This window comes from Haloglomus litoreum (assembly GCF_029338515.1).
In the GTDB taxonomy this organism is placed as follows: Archaea; Halobacteriota; Halobacteria; order Halobacteriales; family Haloarculaceae; genus Haloglomus; species Haloglomus litoreum.
In genome coordinates, this window is record NZ_CP119988.1 from 2,691,076 (window position 1) to 2,709,805 (window position 18,730).

The 18,730-nt window shown below is 71.3% G+C and carries 21 protein-coding genes; 11 read left to right on the forward strand and 10 right to left on the reverse strand.

Annotation, left to right across the window (positions count from 1 at the left end):
- Positions 1 to 10 precede the first annotated feature (10 nt).
- On the reverse strand, positions 11 to 568 hold the full coding sequence (locus P2T62_RS13330) for a GNAT family N-acetyltransferase (RefSeq protein WP_276257569.1): 558 nt from the start codon (positions 566 to 568) through the stop codon (positions 11 to 13).
- A gap of 121 nt (positions 569 to 689) precedes the next feature.
- Here P2T62_RS13330 and P2T62_RS13335 point away from each other — a divergent pair, with 121 nt between their 5' ends.
- Positions 690 to 977 (forward strand): DUF7091 family protein, encoded by a 288-nt coding sequence (locus P2T62_RS13335; protein WP_276257570.1) that lies wholly within the window; start codon positions 690 to 692, stop codon positions 975 to 977.
- Positions 978 to 1,094: 117 nt separating this feature from the next.
- Here the strand turns inward: P2T62_RS13335 and P2T62_RS13340 are convergent, their stop codons facing one another.
- Positions 1,095 to 1,595 carry a TIGR04206 family protein gene (locus P2T62_RS13340; RefSeq protein WP_276257571.1) on the reverse strand — a complete coding sequence of 167 codons (501 nt, stop codon included), beginning with the start codon at positions 1,593 to 1,595 and terminating at the stop codon, positions 1,095 to 1,097.
- Positions 1,596 to 1,718: 123 nt separating this feature from the next.
- On the opposite strand from P2T62_RS13340, the gene P2T62_RS13345 reads away from it, so the two are divergent.
- The 4 genes from P2T62_RS13345 (at position 1,719) to P2T62_RS13360 (ending at position 4,655) form a co-directional block, all read left to right on the forward strand.
- Complete coding sequence (locus P2T62_RS13345) at positions 1,719 to 2,252, forward strand: transcription factor (protein ID WP_276257572.1); 534 nt, start codon at positions 1,719 to 1,721, stop codon at positions 2,250 to 2,252.
- Positions 2,253 to 2,942: a DUF2110 family protein gene (locus P2T62_RS13350; RefSeq protein WP_276257573.1), complete on the forward strand. Its 690-nt coding sequence runs from the start codon at positions 2,253 to 2,255 to the stop codon at positions 2,940 to 2,942.
- Positions 2,939 to 3,880: a DUF5803 family protein gene (locus P2T62_RS13355; protein WP_276257574.1), complete on the forward strand. Its 942-nt coding sequence runs from the start codon at positions 2,939 to 2,941 to the stop codon at positions 3,878 to 3,880. The genes P2T62_RS13350 and P2T62_RS13355 overlap by 4 nt, the downstream gene beginning before the upstream one ends.
- Before the next feature lie 82 nt (positions 3,881 to 3,962).
- Complete coding sequence (locus tag P2T62_RS13360) at positions 3,963 to 4,655, forward strand: competence/damage-inducible protein A (protein ID WP_276257575.1); 693 nt, start codon at positions 3,963 to 3,965, stop codon at positions 4,653 to 4,655.
- A gap of 179 nt (positions 4,656 to 4,834) precedes the next feature.
- On the opposite strand, the gene P2T62_RS13365 is transcribed toward P2T62_RS13360, so the two are convergent.
- The 5 genes from P2T62_RS13365 to P2T62_RS13385 form a co-directional block, all read right to left on the reverse strand.
- Positions 4,835 to 5,641, reverse strand: a complete 807-nt coding sequence (locus P2T62_RS13365) for a helix-hairpin-helix domain-containing protein (protein WP_276257576.1) — start codon at positions 5,639 to 5,641, stop codon at positions 4,835 to 4,837.
- 101 nt (positions 5,642 to 5,742) lie between these two features.
- Complete coding sequence (locus P2T62_RS13370; protein ID WP_276257577.1) at positions 5,743 to 6,546, reverse strand: shikimate dehydrogenase; 804 nt, start codon at positions 6,544 to 6,546, stop codon at positions 5,743 to 5,745.
- Between the two features lie 77 nt (positions 6,547 to 6,623).
- Positions 6,624 to 7,718 carry an ABC transporter permease gene (locus tag P2T62_RS13375; protein WP_420028457.1) on the reverse strand — a complete coding sequence of 365 codons (1,095 nt, stop codon included), beginning with the start codon at positions 7,716 to 7,718 and terminating at the stop codon, positions 6,624 to 6,626.
- A gap of 133 nt (positions 7,719 to 7,851) precedes the next feature.
- Positions 7,852 to 9,678: an ABC transporter permease family protein gene (locus tag P2T62_RS13380; protein ID WP_276257579.1), complete on the reverse strand. Its 1,827-nt coding sequence runs from the start codon at positions 9,676 to 9,678 to the stop codon at positions 7,852 to 7,854.
- Positions 9,675 to 10,649 carry an ABC transporter ATP-binding protein gene (locus P2T62_RS13385; protein ID WP_276257580.1) on the reverse strand — a complete coding sequence of 325 codons (975 nt, stop codon included), beginning with the start codon at positions 10,647 to 10,649 and terminating at the stop codon, positions 9,675 to 9,677. The genes P2T62_RS13380 and P2T62_RS13385 overlap by 4 nt, the downstream gene beginning before the upstream one ends.
- A gap of 118 nt (positions 10,650 to 10,767) precedes the next feature.
- On the opposite strand from P2T62_RS13385, the gene P2T62_RS13390 reads away from it, so the two are divergent.
- The 3 genes from P2T62_RS13390 to P2T62_RS13400 all read left to right on the forward strand — a co-directional run bounded on the left by P2T62_RS13390 (position 10,768) and on the right by P2T62_RS13400 (position 12,577).
- Positions 10,768 to 10,902, forward strand: coding sequence for a DUF7128 family protein (locus tag P2T62_RS13390; RefSeq protein WP_276257581.1), 135 nt, complete (start codon positions 10,768 to 10,770; stop codon positions 10,900 to 10,902).
- Between the two features lie 84 nt (positions 10,903 to 10,986).
- Positions 10,987 to 11,526, forward strand: a complete 540-nt coding sequence (locus P2T62_RS13395) for a DUF5804 family protein (RefSeq protein ID WP_276257582.1) — start codon at positions 10,987 to 10,989, stop codon at positions 11,524 to 11,526.
- Between the two features lie 43 nt (positions 11,527 to 11,569).
- Positions 11,570 to 12,577, forward strand: coding sequence for a hypothetical protein (locus tag P2T62_RS13400; RefSeq protein ID WP_276257583.1), 1,008 nt, complete (start codon positions 11,570 to 11,572; stop codon positions 12,575 to 12,577).
- A gap of 56 nt (positions 12,578 to 12,633) precedes the next feature.
- On the opposite strand, the gene P2T62_RS13405 is transcribed toward P2T62_RS13400, so the two are convergent.
- Together P2T62_RS13405 and P2T62_RS13410 are read right to left on the reverse strand one after the other, a co-directional pair.
- Entirely contained in the window at positions 12,634 to 13,281 is a 648-nt protein-coding gene (locus tag P2T62_RS13405) for a ribonuclease H-like domain-containing protein (protein WP_276257584.1), read from the reverse strand.
- A 59-nt stretch (positions 13,282 to 13,340) separates the two neighbouring features.
- Complete coding sequence (locus P2T62_RS13410; protein WP_276257585.1) at positions 13,341 to 13,892, reverse strand: hypothetical protein; 552 nt, start codon at positions 13,890 to 13,892, stop codon at positions 13,341 to 13,343.
- 111 nt (positions 13,893 to 14,003) lie between these two features.
- On the opposite strand from P2T62_RS13410, the gene P2T62_RS13415 reads away from it, so the two are divergent.
- On the forward strand, positions 14,004 to 16,799 hold the full coding sequence (locus P2T62_RS13415) for an AAA domain-containing protein (protein ID WP_276257586.1): 2,796 nt from the start codon (positions 14,004 to 14,006) through the stop codon (positions 16,797 to 16,799).
- 62 nt (positions 16,800 to 16,861) lie between these two features.
- On the opposite strand, the gene P2T62_RS13420 is transcribed toward P2T62_RS13415, so the two are convergent.
- Positions 16,862 to 17,662 carry an arylamine N-acetyltransferase family protein gene (locus tag P2T62_RS13420; protein ID WP_276257587.1) on the reverse strand — a complete coding sequence of 267 codons (801 nt, stop codon included), beginning with the start codon at positions 17,660 to 17,662 and terminating at the stop codon, positions 16,862 to 16,864.
- 116 nt (positions 17,663 to 17,778) lie between these two features.
- Here P2T62_RS13420 and P2T62_RS13425 point away from each other — a divergent pair, with 116 nt between their 5' ends.
- A complete protein-coding gene (locus P2T62_RS13425; RefSeq protein WP_276257588.1) occupies positions 17,779 to 18,318 on the forward strand; it encodes a DUF6789 family protein in 540 nt (179 codons plus the stop codon).
- 69 nt (positions 18,319 to 18,387) lie between these two features.
- Positions 18,388 to 18,627: a hypothetical protein gene (locus tag P2T62_RS13430; RefSeq protein ID WP_276257589.1), complete on the forward strand. Its 240-nt coding sequence runs from the start codon at positions 18,388 to 18,390 to the stop codon at positions 18,625 to 18,627.
- The last annotated feature ends 103 nt before the right edge of the window (positions 18,628 to 18,730 follow it).

An 18,730-nucleotide genomic window follows, 5' to 3' on the forward strand; every position in this document is an offset into this window, starting at 1 on the left:
GCGGTCCGCGTCAGCCGTCGAGGACGGACTCGACCCCCTCCCACTCGCGGCGAAGGAGCCCGTAGAACGCCAGGTCGACGTACTCGCCGTCGACCATGGTCTTCTCGCGCTGGGTCCCCTCGTGGACGAACCCGAGCCGCTCCAGGACGGCGATGGAGCCCTCGTTCGGCGCGGCGGCGTTGGCGGTGATCCGGCGGAGGCCCCGCTCGTGGAACCCGAACGCGACCAGATGGGCCGCGGCCTCCGTCGCGTAGCCGTGGCCCTGCGCGTCCGGGAACAGCCAGAAACTGATGTTGGCCCAGCCGTCGCCGTCGTCGATGTAGTCGAGGGAGGCCTCCCCGACCGGCTCGCCGTCGCCCTCTCCCGTCTTCGGGACCACGAGGAGCCGGACGCCGTCGTCGTTGGGAACCTCCTCGGAGACGGCCTCGTGGCTCCGGGGGGCGTCGAACCCGCTGATGTACCGCCGCACCTCGGGATGCATCCGCCCGCGCTGGATTACGTCGGCGTCCTCGGCCTCGACGGTCCGCAGTTCGAGCCGGTCGGTCTCGAGGAACACTGGTCCTGGCATGGAGAGGATGGGTCACTCCGTCGACGTATCCGTTTCCCCGGTGTGCATCGGCGTCCCACGGAGGGCGGAGCCCTGGAACCCACGCCAACGGGCCTATGTGCCCGGGGTCCGACGCTCCGGTATGAGCGATGGAGGGCGGTGGCGGCGGTTCCTGCGGTCGAAGCTCCGGTCGGCCGGCCGCCAGGTCGAGGCGGCCCGCCGCGAGTACGAGACCGCCCGCAAGCGCGCGCTCGCGGACCTCCCCACCGACGAGGATGGCCGGGCGCGTATCGTCTGCCGCCGCTACGCCGAGCGCCGCGCCGTCGACCTCGACGAGGAGGCCCGTCCCGTCTGCTACGACGCCGACCACACGGACTGCCAGGGCTGTGTCGAGGACATCCGTGAAGGGCAGATCGAGACGTGGGAGTAGCCGCCCGTTTGGGCGCCACAATACGAATATTTCTCAAATAATCAGTCAAAAACCAGTATTTTCCAATTACCTGTGCCGCTGCGTCTGGTAACCGACGATTCGAACGTCACTCCCCGGCTATTCCACTGGTGCCATCACCGTCGCTCTGAGGCTGGGCCAGTAGTACCACCAGGCGACGGCGAACATGATGACGGCCCCGAACGGGACCGGGGTGTAGGCGAGCCGGTGGCTGAACGCGTACGCGACGCCGAGGTGCGAGCCGCCGGCGAGCACGAGGAGGCCGGCGGTGAAACGCGGGTCCTCGCGGCCGACCAGCCCGGCGCCCGCACTCGCCAGCGCGACGAGGTAGAACAGGATGGAGAGCGGGAGCAGTTCCGGGTTCCGGGGCAGGCCCCCCTTCGCGACGACGAGGAGCGTGTACGTATCGATGAGTTCGGGCGGGTTCGTGTTGAGGAAGCCGAACGGGAAGACGAGCGTCACCTCGCCGTAGATGAGGATGACCGTCCAGGGGACGACGGCCAGCGCCGCGACCACGGCGAACCGGCGGCGAGGCGAGCCGTGTGGATCGCCCCGGTACGGCGTCGACGGGGCGGGCTCGCTCGTGGACGCGTCGTCCATACCACCTGTCGGGGGGCGACCTACTTCCGTCCCGCGAATCCGGCGGGCCGGGCGAGTGCAGCCGAGGCGCACGAGACGGCCCGAGCGGAAGTTTTACCCGGCGGACCGGCGGATTAGACAGTAATGGCGTTCGAGGATCTACTCGAGGACCCCGTGATACAGAAGTACCTCCACGAGCTGGTGGGGCCGACCGGGATGCCGGTCGCCGCGGCCCCCCCGGACGGGGAGGTGACGGACGAGGAGCTGGCCGAGGAGCTGGGGATGGAGCTCAACGACGTGCGGCGGGCGCTGTTCATCCTCTACGAGAACGACCTCGCGAGCTACCGGCGGCTCCGCGACGAGGACTCCGGGTGGCTCACCTACCTCTGGACGTTCGAGTACGAGAACATCCCCGAGCGGCTGGAGGAGGAGATGCACCGCCTGCTCGACGCGCTGGAGGAGCGCGAGGACTACGAGCGCGACAACGAGTTCTACCTCTGCGAGCAGGACTCCATCCGCTTCGAGTTCGGCGAGGCCATGGAGTTCGGCTTCCAGTGCCCCAACTGCGGCGGCGAACTCACCTCCATGTCCAACGACCGACTGGTCGACGCGATGGAGCAGCGCATCGCCGAGCTCCGCGAGGAACTCCACATCCCGGAACCCGAGGCCGAGGCGTAGATGGTCGTCCTCGCGACGAAGCTGTACGTGGAGGGGGAGGCCCGGGAGCGGGCGCTGGACTCGCTGCGCTCGCAGGTCGACAACACCATCGGCGAACTCGACATCGACTGGGACCTCGGCATCCGCGAGGACGAGTTCCCGAGCGTCACCATCTCCGGCCCCGACGCGACGGCCGCGCGCAACGCCCTCGCCGAGGAGTGGGGCGAACTCACCCCACATCGCGAGCCCGGCGGCACCTACGTCGGCACCCTCGCGCGCTGGGACGACGACGGGCTCACGCTCGACGTCGGCTTCGGCGAGACGGTCCGCATCGAGGCCGAACACCTCGGGCTGGGGCCGGGCGACGCCGGACAGATCCGCCAGCGCTTCGGTCTCGTCCAGCACGTCCCGCTGCGCTACACCATCACGGAGGACGAGGACGGCACCGAGGTGGTGTCGCTCGCCGAGGCCGAGCAGGACCGCCTCTACGAGTGGACCCGCGGCACCGGCCGGCTCAACGTCAACAGCGCGACCCGCGCGGAGGTACGGGCCACCGTCAACCGTGCCGGCCACGCGCAGGACATCGTGACCGTCGAGCGGCTGGGCCTGCTCGAGCAGTCGGTCGTCTGCAAGGAGGGGACGGACCCGCCGGGCCTGCTGTCGGCCGTCGGCGAGTACCTCCCCGCGGAGCTGCTCTGCGTCGTGCCATGACCGGGGCGAGCGGCGACGGAACCGACGACGGGGACGACACCGCGGCGGGCGACGGGCCCGCCCGAGGCAGCCGCCGCCGGCTCGCCGCCGGGGTCGTCCTGCTGGGCGCCCTGCTGGCGCTCTCGGGTTGCTCGTCCGTGTTCGGTCCCGGCCCCGTCCAGGAGGGCGCGCTCGCCGACGACCCGGCCCCGCCCTACGACTGGAACCAGACCGAGGACGCCTACATCGAGGTCAACCGGGGCAACTACACCGCCGTCTACGCGGTCCGCAACCGGACGACCGGCAGCACCGAGGCGGGCGAGAACTTCACGATGGAGCTGTACACCCGGGACGCGCTGGGGACCGACCAGCCCATCGACCCCGAGGCGCTCCAGTTCCGCTACGAGAACGGCACGACCCTCCGGTACCAGGAGACCGACGACGGCGCGAACCTCGTCATGCTGCGGGACGGCGAGACGGTGGACGTGCCCGAGTCGAAGCTCGCCGTCTCGAAGTCGCGCCGCCGGACTACCGTCCGCCTCCCGACCAACGAGACCGGGCAACTGGCGTTCACCGCGCCCAAGAACGGCAAGCAGGTCGCCACACCCACCTTCGTCGAGGGCTCCTACGAGATGGTGCTGCCCGAGGGGGCCCGTGTCGGACTCCCAATCCTCGCACAGGTCCAGCCCTCGCAGTCGAGCGCCGAGCGCATCGACGGCCAGGTCCACGTCCGCTGGGACTCCGTGACGCGGGCGCGCTCCGTGCTGGTCCGGTACTACCTCCAGCGTGACCTGTTCCTGTTCGGCGGGCTCGTCGCGCTGATGCTCGTCCTGGGCCTCGGAGGCGGCGCGTACTACTACCTGCAGATCCGCGAGACGGTCAAGCGTCGCGAGGAGGTCGGCCTCGACGTGGACATCGAGGACGACGACGGCCGCGACCCGCCGCCAGGGATGGGGTAGCCGACACCGCCCCGGGTTGGGGGGTGGGAGCGGCACCGCCCCGTCGCGGGGGGCTTTTGTCCGGCCGGCGCGAACACCGGCCATGCGCGTGGCCATCGTGACCGTCGGGGACGAGTTGCTGGCGGGCGATACGGTGAACACGAACGCGGCGTGGCTGGGCCGGCAACTGGCCGAGCGTGGCGTCGACGTCGAGCGGTCGACGACCGTCCCCGACCGGGTGGCCGACATCGCGAGCGTCGTCGACGAGTACCGCGAGCGGTACGACGCGGTCCTCGTCACGGGCGGGCTCGGGCCGACTCACGACGACCTGACGATGGACGCCGTCGCCGCCGCCTTCGACGTGCCCGTCACCGAGAACGGGGCGGCGCTGGAGTGGCTCGCGGAGAACGGCTACGCCCGCCAGGACCTCGCCGAGGGGACCGCCGACATCCCCGCGGGCGCCGAGCCGCTCCACAACGAGGAGGGGGTGGCGCCGGGCTGTGTCATCGAGAACGTCTACGTCCTGCCGGGCGTCCCGGCGGAGATGGAGGCGATGTTCGCGTCGGTCGCCGACCGGTTCGCCGGGACCGAGACCCACGTCGCGTTCGTGGCCGCCGCCGAGCCCGAGAGCGCGCTCATCGACCGGTTCGCCCAGCTCCGCGAGCAGTTCGACGTACAGGTCGGGTCGTACCCCGGCGAGCACGTCCGGGTCAAGCTCCAGGGCGACGAGGAACGAGTGGTGCAGGAGGCGGCCGCGTGGCTCCGCGACCGGGTCGACATCGTCGAGGAGGAGTGAGCGGCCGGGGCGGCGGACCTACCGGAACAGGTAGACCAGCCAGGCGATGGTGAACGCGAGACTCGCCAGTCCGACGACCCAGCCGGTCGCGTCGATGATTCCGGTGTTCACGGCCTGCAGTGGCAGGTACATGGCGTGGCGTTGTCGTACGGCGGTCTTAATCGATGTGGTTGCCGGCGCTACTCCTCGAGTCGCTCGGCGGCACGCTCGACGAGCCGGCTGAGCCGCTTCTCCGAGATGTCCGTCTGCTCGGCCAGCTCCGCGGGGTCGGCGGCGGCCAGGTCGCCCACCGTCTCGACGCCCGCGTCGGCGAGCTTGCTCGCGTAGGCCGGACCGATGCCGCTGACGGTGTCGGCCGGGTCGTCCGCGGCACCCGCGGACTCCTCGCTGGGGTCGGGCTCCTCGCCGACCGGGCCAGCGGCCTCGGCGGGCTCGGCGGCCTCGTGCTCGTCGTCCTCCTCGCTGACGGCGCCCGCGGCCTCGGCGGGTTCGGCTGCCGCCCCCTCCTCCGGGGGCTCCTCGGTCACGCTCCCTGTGGAGCCAGCGGCGTCGGTGCCGGCCGCAGCCGCGTCCTCGGTGTCGGTGTCGGCATCGCCGGCGTCAGTCTCGGCCTCGGCGGCCTCCTCGTCCGCCTCTACCGCCGGCTCGCCGTCCGGACTCTCGTCGACCGGCGCGGGCTCGGCCTCCGTATCCGGCTCGTCGGTGGTCGGCCCGGCGGCCTCGGCGGGCTCGGCCGCCTCCTGCTCGGTGCCGGCGTGGTCGGTCACGTCGGTCGCCTCGGCGTCCTCGGTGGGGCCGCCCTCCTCTGGCGGCTCCTCGGTCATGGTACCCGTGGAGCCGGCCGCGTCGGTCCCCTTCACCGCCGCCTCGTTCTCGGCGTCCGGGTCGTGCTCGACGGTCACGTCGGTGGACTCCTGGTTCTGCTGCTCGCTGGAGTCCGTCGACTTCAGCCCGAGCATGGACAGGATGGAGTCGAACAGGGTCATATTCGAGCGCAGGAAGGGGTTGGACTTAAACCCCAACACGATGGCTCCGTGGGCCGGTTCGGTCGCCCACCTGGACCCACAGCCCGTCGGCCCGCACGCACCTACAGTTCGGCCCGGAGCGCCCCGTTCATCGCGTCGACCGGCGCGGTCTCACCCGTCCACCGCTCGAACGCCTCGACACCCTGGAACAGCAGCATCCAGGCCCCGTCGACAGTGGTCGCGCCGACCGCGGCCGCGTCCCGCAAGAGGCGTGTCTCGACCGGCGTGTAGACCGCGTCCAGCACCGCGAGGTCGGCGTGCAGCGCGTCGGCAGGAACCGGCGAGGCGTCCTCCTCCATCCCGACGCTGGTGGCGTTGACCAGGAGGTCCGCGTCCGCGAGGAGGTCCGGCACCGCGTCGAGCGGGTGGCCCGACGCACGCGGCACGTCCGCCGCGAGGTCGACGGCCTTCGACTCCGTGCGGTTGGCGATGGCCACGTCCACGCCCGCGTCCGCGAGCGCGAAGGCGGCCGCCCGTCCGGCCCCACCAGCGCCGACGACGACACCCGCTCCCGCGAGGTCGACCCCGTGGTGCTCGAATGCGCGCGTTACACCCGCGGCGTCGGTGTTGTGTCCCGTGACGTGCTCGCCACCGAAGTCGAGCGTGTTGACGGCCCCGATGCGCTCGGCGAGCGCGTCGGCCTCGACGTCGGGATGGGCCAGGGCATCGCCCTTGAACGGGATGGTGACGTTCAGACCGCGGACACCGAGCGCCCGCGCCCCCGCGACGGCGTCGTCGAAGTCGTCGGGTGCCGGTTCGAAGGTGACGTAGCGGGCGTCCAGTCCCAGTTCCCGGTAGCCGGCCTCGTGCATCGGCGGCGACAGCGAGTGCCCCACCGGGTTGCCGAGGAGTCCGTACACCTGCATGGTCCCCCGTCCGGGGGTCGAGGGGTTGACGCTGGCGGTTTGGGCAGACCCGAGTCAGCGCCCCTCGGCGCCGGCGGCTACAGCCCCTCCGCGTCGATGCGGGAGACGAACGAACGCACCCCTAGCGCCAGGGCGGCGCCGGCGACGAGGTACACCACGACCAGCACCTGGGAGAACGGGCCCGGCGAGTCGATGGCCAGCAGGGCGGCCGTCGTGGCCGGGTGCTCGGGCAGGAGTACCGCGCCGGCGAACGCCCCGAGGACGCCCAGCGAGTAGAGCAGCTGTGCACGCTGGCGCTCCCGGACGACGAGCCCCAGCCCGACGCCGGTCGCGACCAGCGCCAGCGAGAGTCCGAGCGTCATGACCAGCAGCCCCGGAAGGTTGTCGATGGCGATGCCGTTGAGCGAGAGCAGCGCCATCCACAGCAGCGCCTGCGCCGGCCCCAGGAACACGGCCGCGAGCGCCTTCCCGTCGGCGATGGCGGTCAGCGAGAGCGGCGCGACCTGGAGCAGTTCGAGGGTCCCACGCTCGATCTCCTCGGTCACCACGTCGACCGCGACAGAGCCCGCGATGAACACGGGCAGGAACAGCAACAGCGGCACGAGGACGGTGTACGAGAAGCCGAAGTACGGGCTTGCGCTCACCTCGTCCGGCAACGGTACCAGCGGCGCGTCGAGGAACGCGGCGCGGTCCTCGCGCTCCCCCCGTTCGAGCGCCTCCAGCGTCTCGCGCAGCTGGGCGACGATGAGCGTTCCACGGAAGCTGTTGGCCGGGGCCGTCGCCTCGATGCGGATGCGGGTGCCGCCGCTCTCGCCCTCGTACCGCTCGGCGAGCACGAGCACGTCGATGCGGTTCGCGTCGAACGCGGCCGCGGCCTCGTCGCGGCTGGAGTAGCGGATGGTCGAGAGCCCCTCGCGGCCCGCGCCGGCCGCGACGAGTTCGTCCGCGGCCGACCCGGTCGCACCGACCGTCACCTCGCCCTGGACCGCCGACGGGTCGTACAGCGACGTGAGCCCGACGACGAGGAACGAGGAGAACGCGGCCACGAACAGCTGGATGAGCAGCGCCAGCACGATGGTCTTCTCCCGGGTCAGGGAGGTGAGGTCGCGCCGCGCGACCACGCCGCGCACACGGAGTGCCCACCCGAGTCCGCGCCCGTCGGACTCCGGCACCGTCCCGCCGTCCGTCCGCGCCGTGCCATCCGGGCCGTCGGGCTGCTGGCCGTCCACCTCACCGCCGTCAGTCCGGATGGGGCGGCTCCCCGAACCGAACGAACCCGAGCGGTCACCGGACGCTCCACCGCGGTCAGACAAGGAAGATCACCACCGAGAGGTTGTAGGCGATGTGGAGGGCGATGGCGGCGGTCAGGCCGAGCGCGTAGCCGTCGCGGCTCCGGGTGGCACCCAGCGCCGAGAGCGTTGTCGTGACGACGTGGAGCGCGAGCGGCGCGAGCAACAGCAGCAGGGCCACGGCCGGCCCGGCGTTCGCACCGGTCTGGAAGACCGCGCTCCCCTCCGAGATCTGCCGGTCCAGGCCGACGACCTGCACGATGAGCGTGAACTTCTCCGCGAGGAAGAACCCGAGGCCCGCGAAACCGCCAGCGAGGGCGGCCGCGCGTGCGGTCCGCTCGTAGCGCGCGTGGAGGAAGCCCGCGTAGACGGGCAGCGACTTCGCCAGCTCCTCGATGACCGCGACGACCGTCAGCAGGAGCACGATGGAGAGACCACCGGGGAGCGCGAACAGCAGCGCCACGGCCAGCAGCTCCGCGACGAAGACGAACGGAACGAGCGCCGCGACGACGAGCGTCAGCGAGCGCGGGCGGCTGATGCGCGCCGCGAGCGCGTCCATCGCCTTCAGGTGGACTGGGCGCTGTGTGAACATGTCCTCCTCGCGGTAGACGCCGGTCCCGAGTGCGAACAGCAACAGCGCCGTCAGCGTCGTCGGGAGCAGGGCGAAGGCGATGCCGCCGGGGCCGACGCTCGCCCCCGTCAGGTCCCGGACCACGAGCGTGAGGGGCGAGATGAGCGCGACGCTCCCCACGTCGGTAAAGATGGCCGGGACGAACGCGAAGGTCATCAACAGTACGGAGATGGCGACGGTGACGAAGGTGAGCTCCTTGAACGAGCGCGCGAACATCGCGCCGACGAACGACGCCGCGAGGAACAGCAGCGCCAGCGCCGCCACCGCGACCACGGAGAGGAGACTCCCGCCACCTGCCGAGAGCGTGATGAGCCCGGTGATGGCACCCGTGATGAGGACCGCCCCCGCGAAGTAGGGGAGCGTCTTGCCGGCGACGATCTCCCGGGGCTTCACGGGTGCGACCAGCAGCAGTTCGCCGCGCCGGTTGAGCCGCTCGCTCAGCACCGACGAGCCGTACGCCTGGATGACGAAGTTCAGCGGGATGACGAACACGAACGCCAGAACGAGCGAGCCGAACGGGAACGGCGGCGCGAGGTCGCCCGGCGTCCCGTTGCTGGTCCCGCCGCCGAAGATGCCGCCCGAGAGCCCGGGGACGCCGAACTGGCCGCCACCGCCACCGGACGGGAGCCCACCGCCGCCCCCACCGTCACCGCCATCACCGCCGCCTCCACCGTCACCGCCGCTGCCGCCATCACCGCCACCGCTGCCGCCGTCCCCGCCGTCGCCGCCGCTCCCACCGTCGCCGCCGTCGGTGACATCGCCCGAATCACGTTCCGCGTACTGCAGCGAGACGGGGAAGACGGGGTAGGCGGCCGACGCGTTGGACTCGTCCAGCATCCGCCGGTCGTTGAACTGCTGGACCGTCGTCCGGAGTTCCGCCACCGCGGCCCGTCCCTTCTCCGAGTCCGCGACCACGAACGACCCCTCGCGGATGAGGAGGTCGGCCTCGCCGGCCGCGACGAGGCCGGGTTCGGGCTCGACGATCCGGAAGGTGTCGTCGCTCGCCACCGCCGGGTGGAAGACGCTGTCATCGGCGACGCCGACGCGGTAGATGCCGTCGTCGAGCGCGAACCCGCCACCCGCCACGGCCGGTGCCAGCGCGAAGGCGAAGAGGAGGGCCACGACCGCCACCGCCACCGTCCGGCGGTCGAGCCCGCCCGCGTGCTTCGTGACCTCCCAGCGGGCGATGCGAAGGACCTTCCGTGGCCTCACTCGTCGGCCCCCGGCGTCGTTGCCCGGGCCGATTCGCCGTCGTCCCCGGCCGCACCCGGGTCGCCCGCTCGCCGGGCCACGGCCCGTTCGGCGTCGCTCTCGCCCTCCGCGAGGTCGAGGAACACGCGCTCCAGCGACGGGTCCTCCGTCCGGATGTCGACCATGCGGCCGCCGGCGGCCGCCGCGGCCTCCCGCGCCGCCTCGACGGCGTCCATCGACTCGACGACGGTCTCGTGGCGCTCGTCGCTCCCCTCGACGGGCGAGGAGCCCTCGACCGGCACGGAGGTGTAGACGTGGTACGTGGTCCGGCCGTACTCGGCCCGCAGCTCCTCGACGCTCCCGCGGGCGACGATGCGCCCCTCGTTCATGATGGCGATGCGGTCGCAGATGGACTCGACGTGGTAGAGGTTGTGCGCCGAGAAGACGACCGTCTTCCCCTCGTCGGCGAGGTCACGGGTGAAGTCGATGATGTAGTTGGTCGTCAGTGGGTCCAGGCCGGAGGCGGGCTCGTCGTACACCAGCACGTCCGGGTCGTTGACCAGCGAGCGGGCGATGGCGACCTTCCGCTTCATCCCCTTCGACATGTCGCCCAGCGGGCGCTCCCGGTATTCCAGGTCGAGCCGGTCGAGCGTGTCGTGGATGCGGGTCTCGGCCACCTCCCGGTCGACGTCGTAGAGGTCCGCGAAGAAGGTCAGGTAGGAGATGGGGGTCATCTCCTCGTACAGCGGCGACTCCTCGGGGAGGAAGCCGAGCTGCTGGCGCATCCGCGGGTCGGCGGCGTCGAAGCCCGCGACGGTGGCCTCGCCGGCGGTCGGTTCGAGCAGGCCCGCGAGCGTCTTCAGCGTCGTCGTCTTGCCGGCCCCGTTCGGACCGATGATACCGAACACCTCGCCGCTCTCGACGGAGAAGGTCGACCCCTCGACGGCGACGAAGTCCCCGTACTCCTTGCGAAGGTCCCGGACCTCGATCATTCGTCGGAGACTGGTGCGGGCGAGACTTAAGTTCGGGCCCCACTGCCGGATCCCCCCGGCAGCCCACAGGGGTACCACCGGAGTAACACATTTGTCCGCGGCCGGTCAGGTTCCGCACATGGTCGCCGAAACTACCCGCGAGGGCGAGACGTGGTACGAGTGCGAGGCGTGCGGCCTGCTGTTCGACGACCCCGACGACGCGGCGGCCCACGAGAAGAACTGCGACGCCGAGGAACCCTCCTACATCCAGTAACGGGGCGACCGCTCAGCCGGGACGACCAACCACGGCCGTCGTCCCGGTCGAAACCGCTTTGGGTGCGCCCCCGGCAGTCGTGGTATGGCGCGGGTCTGTCTGCTGGGCGACGACGACGTGGACCTCCGGTACGAGTTGCTCTCGCGGGAGACCGCCCGTGAGGCGCTCGCGACCTACGACCTCCGGCAGCCGTACCACAACTCGGTGGCGCTGGAGACCGTCTCGCTCGGCGCCGCCGTCTCGCTGCTGAACGACCTGAACTGGTACCTCGTCCGCTTCGTCGACCAGGTGCTCGTCCTCGAACCGTCCGTCAGCGACGACGAGTGGCTCTCGCGGGACCTGGCGGCCGCCCTCCGTGACGACGAACTCACCCCCGAGGAGAGCGACCGGTTCCTGAAGGTGTACGGCGTCGTGACGGCCGGCGGTGGGGACGACGGCGCGAGCGATGAGAGCGACGGAGCCGACGACGAGGGCAACGACGACGAGACGCGCCGTGGTCCCGCCCGGAAGCTCGTCGACCCGATGTTCGTCACGCGGACGGGCCCGGAGCTCCCCGAGTACGACCTCCGCGACGTGGACGAGACGGTCGTCGTCCGCGTCACGGAGGGTGAGTTCGGCGCTTGAGTCTCCGGCCGGTTGAAGTGCGACGGGGCACAGCCTCCGCGTGATGTCGACGCCCTCCACCACCGATACGGACACCGGTGGCCGCCCGGCCCCGTCCACGACCTCGTACTTCTCGCGTGGCGTCGAGGTGGCGGCCGGCCGCCCGTGGCTGGCGCTGGCCCCGCTCGTCGCGGGGCTCCTGTCGCTCGACCAGCTCGAACGGGCCGCCCGCGCCGACGTGACGATGCAGATCAACTTCGGCCTCCCGACGCCCGTCGCCGGGGTCTGGACGTTCCTGAACGCGCCCACCGAGTCCGGCGTCTCCGTGTTCGGCTACTCCAGCACCGCCGTCGCGAACCGGCCGGAACTCCTCCTGACCGGGGTCGGGGTCGCCGGCGGGAGCCTCCTCCTCGTCGGCCTCCTGACGGCCGTCTACCTCGGGAGCATCGACGACGCGCTCGCGGGGCAGTCCAGTGACCCACTCGACAACCTCCGACGGTACGCTCCCGTGACCCTCGTGTTCGCCGCACTCCAGTTCTGCTTCCTGCTGGTCCTGCTGGTCCTCGGCGGTGGTGTCCTCGCGGCCAGGACGGGCGCCGCGGCCGCCCTGTTCGTCCCCGTCTTCATCGCGGCGCTGGTCGGCTACTACCTGCTGGCACCGGGCGTCTACGTCGGTGTCGCCGCGGACCTCGACGTGGTTCCGGCGTTCCGGCGCGGCGCCCGAGTGGCGCTCACGGCGGACTACGTCGTCTTCGCGCTGGCCTACGCCGCCCTCGTGGCGGTCTGCTCGGTGCCGCTGTCGTCGTTCGCGTTCACGGCGGGCCTGCCCACCATCCTCGCGACGGCCCTCGTCGCTGCGCCGGTCGGCCTCGCGCTCAACGCCGCGACGATGGCGTTCGTCCGGTACCGGGTCGGAGAGGCAAGCGACACGACTCGCCCGCCCAGGGACGACGACACCCCGGACGCGGGGCAGTACGAGGAGAAGGGCGACGGCATCGACGGCATCGTGATGGGGATGGGTCCGGCAGAGGACGAGGACGGAGACGAGGCTGATAACCGGCGAGACCAGTAGCGGATACCGGAGCCGGACACCTCCAGTGGACCGGGGATGTGCTCCGGGGATACCGTTCAGAACTCCCGTCGCGTCCCCGCGAACGCCGGGTCGAACGGGAGCCCGACATCACCCCAGTAGACGAGGAGGTTGTTCTCGAGGTCCGTCTTCAGGTAGTGCTCCACAACCGCCCCGAGGTCCGAGCCAGCCCCGGTCCGCACGCCGTCGAGGTAGGCCGGACCGAGTTCCTCGCCGAAGCGCGTGTTCGTGACCACCTCGCCGCGCCAGACCGTCTCGGCGGGCGTCGCGTCGTAGGCCGCGACACACTCCTCCAGGCTGGGCCACTTCCGCCCCGCGTCGTCCGCCCGTCGCTTGCGGTCGGCGTAGAGGTCGAGGTGGTCGACGGGTGGGAGCGCGACGGGGGCGGCGTCGTGGGCCTCGAGCCGCGTGTGGAGGAACGGGAGGTCGAACTCGGCACCGTTGTAGGTGACCAGCCGGTCGGCCCCGTACCCGGCCAGCCGGTCGAACGCCTCGCGGATGACGGCCACCTCGTCGTCGCCCGCCCGGAGCACGCAGTCGTACTCAGCGGCCGAGCCGGGCGTGCCGCGCTCGTGGATGCCGACGCCGATGGCGACCACCTCGCCCTGCTCGGGGTCCCAGTGTGTCGTCTCGATGTCCAGCGTCGTGACCCGACCCGCCCCGTCGTCGTCCCGGGAGAACTGCATGGCCGGTGCCGTCGGCGAAGTGGTATAAAAGCGTGCGGTGACCGGAGTGGAAGTGAACCTCACTCGAAGCCGCGACCGACGCCGTCGTCCTCGATGAGGTCGTCGAGTTCCTTCGACAGCAGTTCCTCGGCCTCCTCGAACGTGTCGGTCAGTTCGTCCATCTCGTCCGGGCGGCCGTCGAACTCGTACTCCATCGGGCCGAACGCGGGCGAGTCGAGCGCGTCCATCACGTCCTCGAACAGCGCGTCACCGGTCGTCGGCGCGTCGGCGTGGGTCTTCAGGACCTCCTCCAGTCGCTTCGCCGACTCCTTCGCGGCGTCCTCGTCCTCCGGGGCCGAGCGGACGCCGAACCGGCCGTCGTGGTCCCGGTCGGGGAACAGCGGTTCGAGGTCGTCGTCGATGCGACGGGCCACCTCGCTCCCGACGCCCTTCACGTCGAACGGGTTCCGGGCGTAGGTCTTGAGCTGGAACACGCCCGCCGAGGGGTGCCCGATGAACATATCCTCGCCGAGGCCGCCCCTGCGGTCCCCCGCGACGGCCCGCCAGCCGTCCGGGTCGGCCCCGGAGTCGACCACGTCCTCGACGATGTCCTGCCAGTCGCGCACGCGCATGAGGGTGGGTAACGGTGGCGACGGCAAGAGCGTGTCGTCCCCGACGCCACCCGCCGGTCCAGTAGTGGGGGTGACCGACACGCTCTTTCCCCCGACGGCACAGGGACGGCTGTGAACGTTCGGGGGCCAGTGGTCGAGGTCGGCGAGACGCGGACGGTGAGCGGCGGGACCGACCTCGCGGAGGTGACGGTTCGACCGGAGGGGGGCCGAGCGGCGCCGACGCAGGTGACGCTGTGGCGCAAGTGGGCCGAATCCGTCGACTACCTCGAACCGGGGATGGAACTCCTGGTGACGGACGTCGAGACCGACGAGTGGCAGGGCGAGACGCAGTACAGCACGACCCCGACCTCGTGGGTCGTCGTCGAGCCGGACTTCCTCGTCGACGTGACGGGCATCCGCGCGTGGGTCCAGTGCCCGCGGATGTACTACCTGAACAAGTTGCAGGGCGTCCCGCTGAAGTACCCCGTCGTGAAGGGGACCGTCGTCCACGAGGTGTTCGGCGACCTGCTGCGCGGCGGCGACCTGGACGAGGCCGTCGAGCGGCAGGTCGAGGCGGCCGCGCTCGACATCGGCCTCCTGGGGCTGGACCCCGACGAGGTGGCCGAGGAGGTGCGCGCGAACGCGGCGGCCATCGAGGCCTGGCTGCAGCAGGGGACGCTCACCGAGGCGGACGAGTGGCGCTCGGAGCAGACGCTCGTCTCGGAGACGTTCGGCATCAAGGGCCGCGCCGACGCCGTCCGCCGGGGCGCGCCGGTCGAGTTGAAGACGGGCAAGAACACGAAGGGCGAACCCCGGTTCCAGGACAAGGTGCAGGCGGCGTGTTACGCGCTGATGCTGGGGGAGTACGCGGACGTCGATGGCGCCGTAGCGGAGGATGGAACGCCCATCAGCGGCGGCGGCGACACCGCGGCGGCCATCCCGGACACGGGGACGCTCATCTACACGAAGAACGCGGCACTCGACCGCAACGAGGAGTCCGGCGACCTCTCCCCGGCGAAGGACTTCTCCATCGGTCGGGGCTTCGCGGAGTACGTCCTCCGCGAGCGCAACCACCTCGCCGCGATGGAGCACGACCACTCCGTTCCGACGGGGTACGAGGCGAACGCGAAGTGCGAGTACTGCTTCGAGCAGGACCCGTGCATGGCGGTGGCGGGGCGGCTCGAACAGGAGGCCAAAGCCGGGATGATCCCCGGCATCGCGGTCGCCGAGGAGGAGCAGGCGTACTTCGAGCGCTTCTACCGTGCCATCGAGGAGGAGCGCCGGGAGGTCCACCACGAGTACCGCAAGCTCTGGGAGCAGACGGCCCAGGAGCGGGCCGACGACGACCGCGCGCTCATCGGGCTGGAGCCGGCGGGCCGCGAGTGGCGCGAGGCCGAGAGCCGGTGGGAGCTGCGCGCCCGCCGGACGAGCGAGGCCGTCTCGAAGATCCGCGAGGGCGACCTCGTCCTCGCCAGCGAGGGCCACCCGACGCGGACGAAGGCCGAACTCGCGCGCGTCGAGTCGCTGGGGACCGGCACCGACGGCGAGGTCGTCCTGACGGCCGACGAGCCGCTCGACGTCCGCCGGCTGGACGTGTATCCCTCCGAGTTGACCGTCGACCGGCAGCTGAACGCGCTCCACGACGCCATCCTCGCGGGCGACGACGAGCGCAAGGACGTGCTGTTCGGGCGGCGCGAGCCGGCGTTCCGCGACGACCACGAGACGCACATCGACAACAACGAGTCGCAGAACGAGGCCGTCAACCTCGCGCTGAACGCCGAGGACTTCGCGCTGGTCCACGGGCCGCCGGGGACCGGCAAGACGTACACGCTGGCGACGCTCGTCCGCGCGCTCGTCGACCGCGGTGATCGCGTCCTCCTCTCGGCGTTCACCAACCGCGCGGTCGACAACGCGCTGGAGGCCCTGCGCGACCAGGGGTTCGAGGAGTTCCTCCGCGTCGGTTCGAAGTCCGGCGTCCGCGCGGATATGCACGACCACCTGCTGGACCGGACCGGGGACCCCGACCGGGTCGCGCGCGAACTGCGCGAGGCGCCCGTGGTGGCGGCGACCACCGCGTCCTGCGGGTCGCGGGCGGTGAAATCACGCGAGTTCGACGTCGCCGTGGTCGACGAGGCCGGCCAGCTGACGGAGCCGGGGACCTTCCTCGCGACGAACCGCGCCGACCGGTTCGTGCTCGTCGGCGACCACCAGCAGCTCCCGCCCGTCGTCCGTGCCGAGAATAGCGGGGGCGAGCAAAGCGAGCCCCTGGACTCGAGCGGGGACCGAAGCGACCCGCGAGAGCACGACCTGCAGACGTCGCTGTTCGAGCGGCTCATCGAGGCCCACCCCGGGGCGGGCGTGATGCTGGACCGTCAGTACCGGATGTGCCAGCGGGTCCAGTGGTTCTCCTCGGAGGAGTTCTACGACGGGGAGTTGCGCCCGGCGACGCCCGAGGTGGCGGGCCGCCGGCTCGACGACCTCGACGGCGTGGACCCCTCGCTGCTTCCGGCACACCTCTCCGACGCCGTCGCGTTCGTGGACCCGGACGGCCGGCAGGTCGGGAACACGAACCCGACGGAGGCCGACGCGGTGGCCGACACGGTGCGCGCGTACCTCGACGCCGGCGTCGCGCCCGAGGACATCGGCGTCATCGCGCCGTTCCGGGCACAGGTCGCCGAGATCGGCAAGCGCCTCGACGGCACCGGCGTCGCCGTCGACACCGTCGACCGGTTCCAGGGGTCGGCGAAGGAGGTCATCGTCGTCTCGTTCGTCGCCACCGACGACGTGGAGAGCCCCATCTTCGAGGATCATCGCCGGATGAACGTCGCGCTCACGCGGGCGAAGCGGGCGCTCGCGCTCGTGGGCGACGCGACGGCGCTGGAGTCGGACGACTTCTACCGGCGGCTGCTGGCGTGGGCGCGGCGATAGGGCGGACAGCCGCCCGGGACAGTCGGGAGACCCGCGTCCCCGACGGCTGCTCGCCGGTGGTGCTACCAGGGGTAGTCGATGTCGAAGGCTTCCCGGAGGCGCTCACGCCACTCCTCCTCGCCGACGACCGGGTGCTCGGTCGCCTCGCCGTCGATCCACTCGACGAACTGGGTCGGGGTGAGCTTCACGTGTCCGTCCGCCGTCGCGCGGGTGACGACCGGTGAACCGGTGAACGGCGACTCCGGAGCGGTCGAGAGGTGGTCGTTGGTGGCCGCGAAGTAGTCCAGGGACCGGGCCGTCGTCTCGAACAGGTAGCGGTCGGTCCACTCGCCGGTCCTCGGGCACCGGTACTGTGTCAGCCCGTGGGCGTCGGGCCGTTCCGTGCCGACCACCCGCCACGCGACGCCCGCGTCGTCGGTGACCACGCGCCCGTCCAGCGGGAGCGGGCGGCGCATCGTCGGCGTCCCGAGCCCCACGTCCACGAGATACCGCTCGTCCGCCAGCGTCACCAGGTTCACCAGGTGGTTCGCCGGGGGGCGGGCCTCGCCGTCCGCCCGGAGCATCTTCGCCGCCACGTACGACTGCTCGACACCCAGGGCGTCGAGCAGCCAGCCGAACAGGCCGTTGAGTTCGTAGCAGTACCCGCCCCGGCCCCGGACGACGACCTTCTCGAACAGGGCCGCGAGGTCGAGCCTGACACCGCCCCCGGACTGCGACCCGAACGGGTCCCCCGCGACCGATAGCGTCTCGAACGGGACCCCCCGGACGTGTGCCTCCTGGAGCGTCGCGACCGCGGCAGCGTCGGGCTCCCCAGCCGGGAGTGGCTCTCCCCCGAACCGCTCCAGGTAGACGTGCGGTTCCATACCACACTGACTCGCCGGTCAGGGTATATGGGTACTCCCGGCCCTAACCGGGGCTATTAGTTGCAGGGGGCCTCGCGTGCCAATCCTTATCAAGTGGGGAAGCGTGACACGCACACATGTCACAGAGCGACACCGGCGTCGACGACGCCAACGTGGACACGACGCTCGCCAACGAGCACGCCGAACCGAACATGGAGGTCCTGGCCGGAATCTTCGCCGACGGCCTCGTGGGCGCGCTCGGCGGCTTCGTGGGTACCTCGCTGATGACCGTCGTGTTCCTCGTGGGGGCGTCGCTGGGCGGCTTCGAGATGTCGTCGTTCGGGACGACCGCGCAGCTCATCGGGCTGGACGCCATCCTCGGGCCGGAGATGGTGCTGGCGGCGGGCTACGTCATCTTCCTCGGCGGCGGGATGACGACGTGGCCGCTGCTGTTCGCCTCCATCGGGCGCTACCTGCCCGGCGAGAACTTCGCCACCGCCGGCCTCACCTACGGGTTCGTCCTCTGGACGGGCTTCGTCCTGGCGTTCAACGTCGGCTACAGCGGCACCTCGCTGGTGCTGTACGTCCTGATCACGCTCGTCGCCCACCTGGTGTACGGCTTCTCGATGGGCTCGGTGTTCGACTACCTCGCCGACCGGCCCCAGACGCTGGTCTGAGGCGGTCGGCTCGGCACCCGCGCGACTCGCGCGGCATGAGCTTAACCGCCCCCAGCACCAACCGGACGCATGGCTCTCGACCTCGGCCTCACGCTGCCGTTCTGTGACACCCCCGAGCAGTCCGTCGTCATCGCCGTCGGATCGGGACTCCTCGGGGGCGGCATCGGCCTCGCGACAGGGCTCGACCCGACCGGTGTCGTTGCACTCGCTGGGGGCCTCGCCGTCGCCGGCGAGGTGGCCGGGCACGCCGCGGCGGGTGACTTCCGACGCTGGTTCGGCAGCGGGGCGTCCCCCGACGCCGAGCCGTAGCGATCTGGATTCCGCGACGAGAGGTCCGACGAATTGCCCGTCCCCGTGTCCGCTGATCCAGGTATCCACGTGCCGGGGCGGGACCGACGCTCTCGCCTGCTCG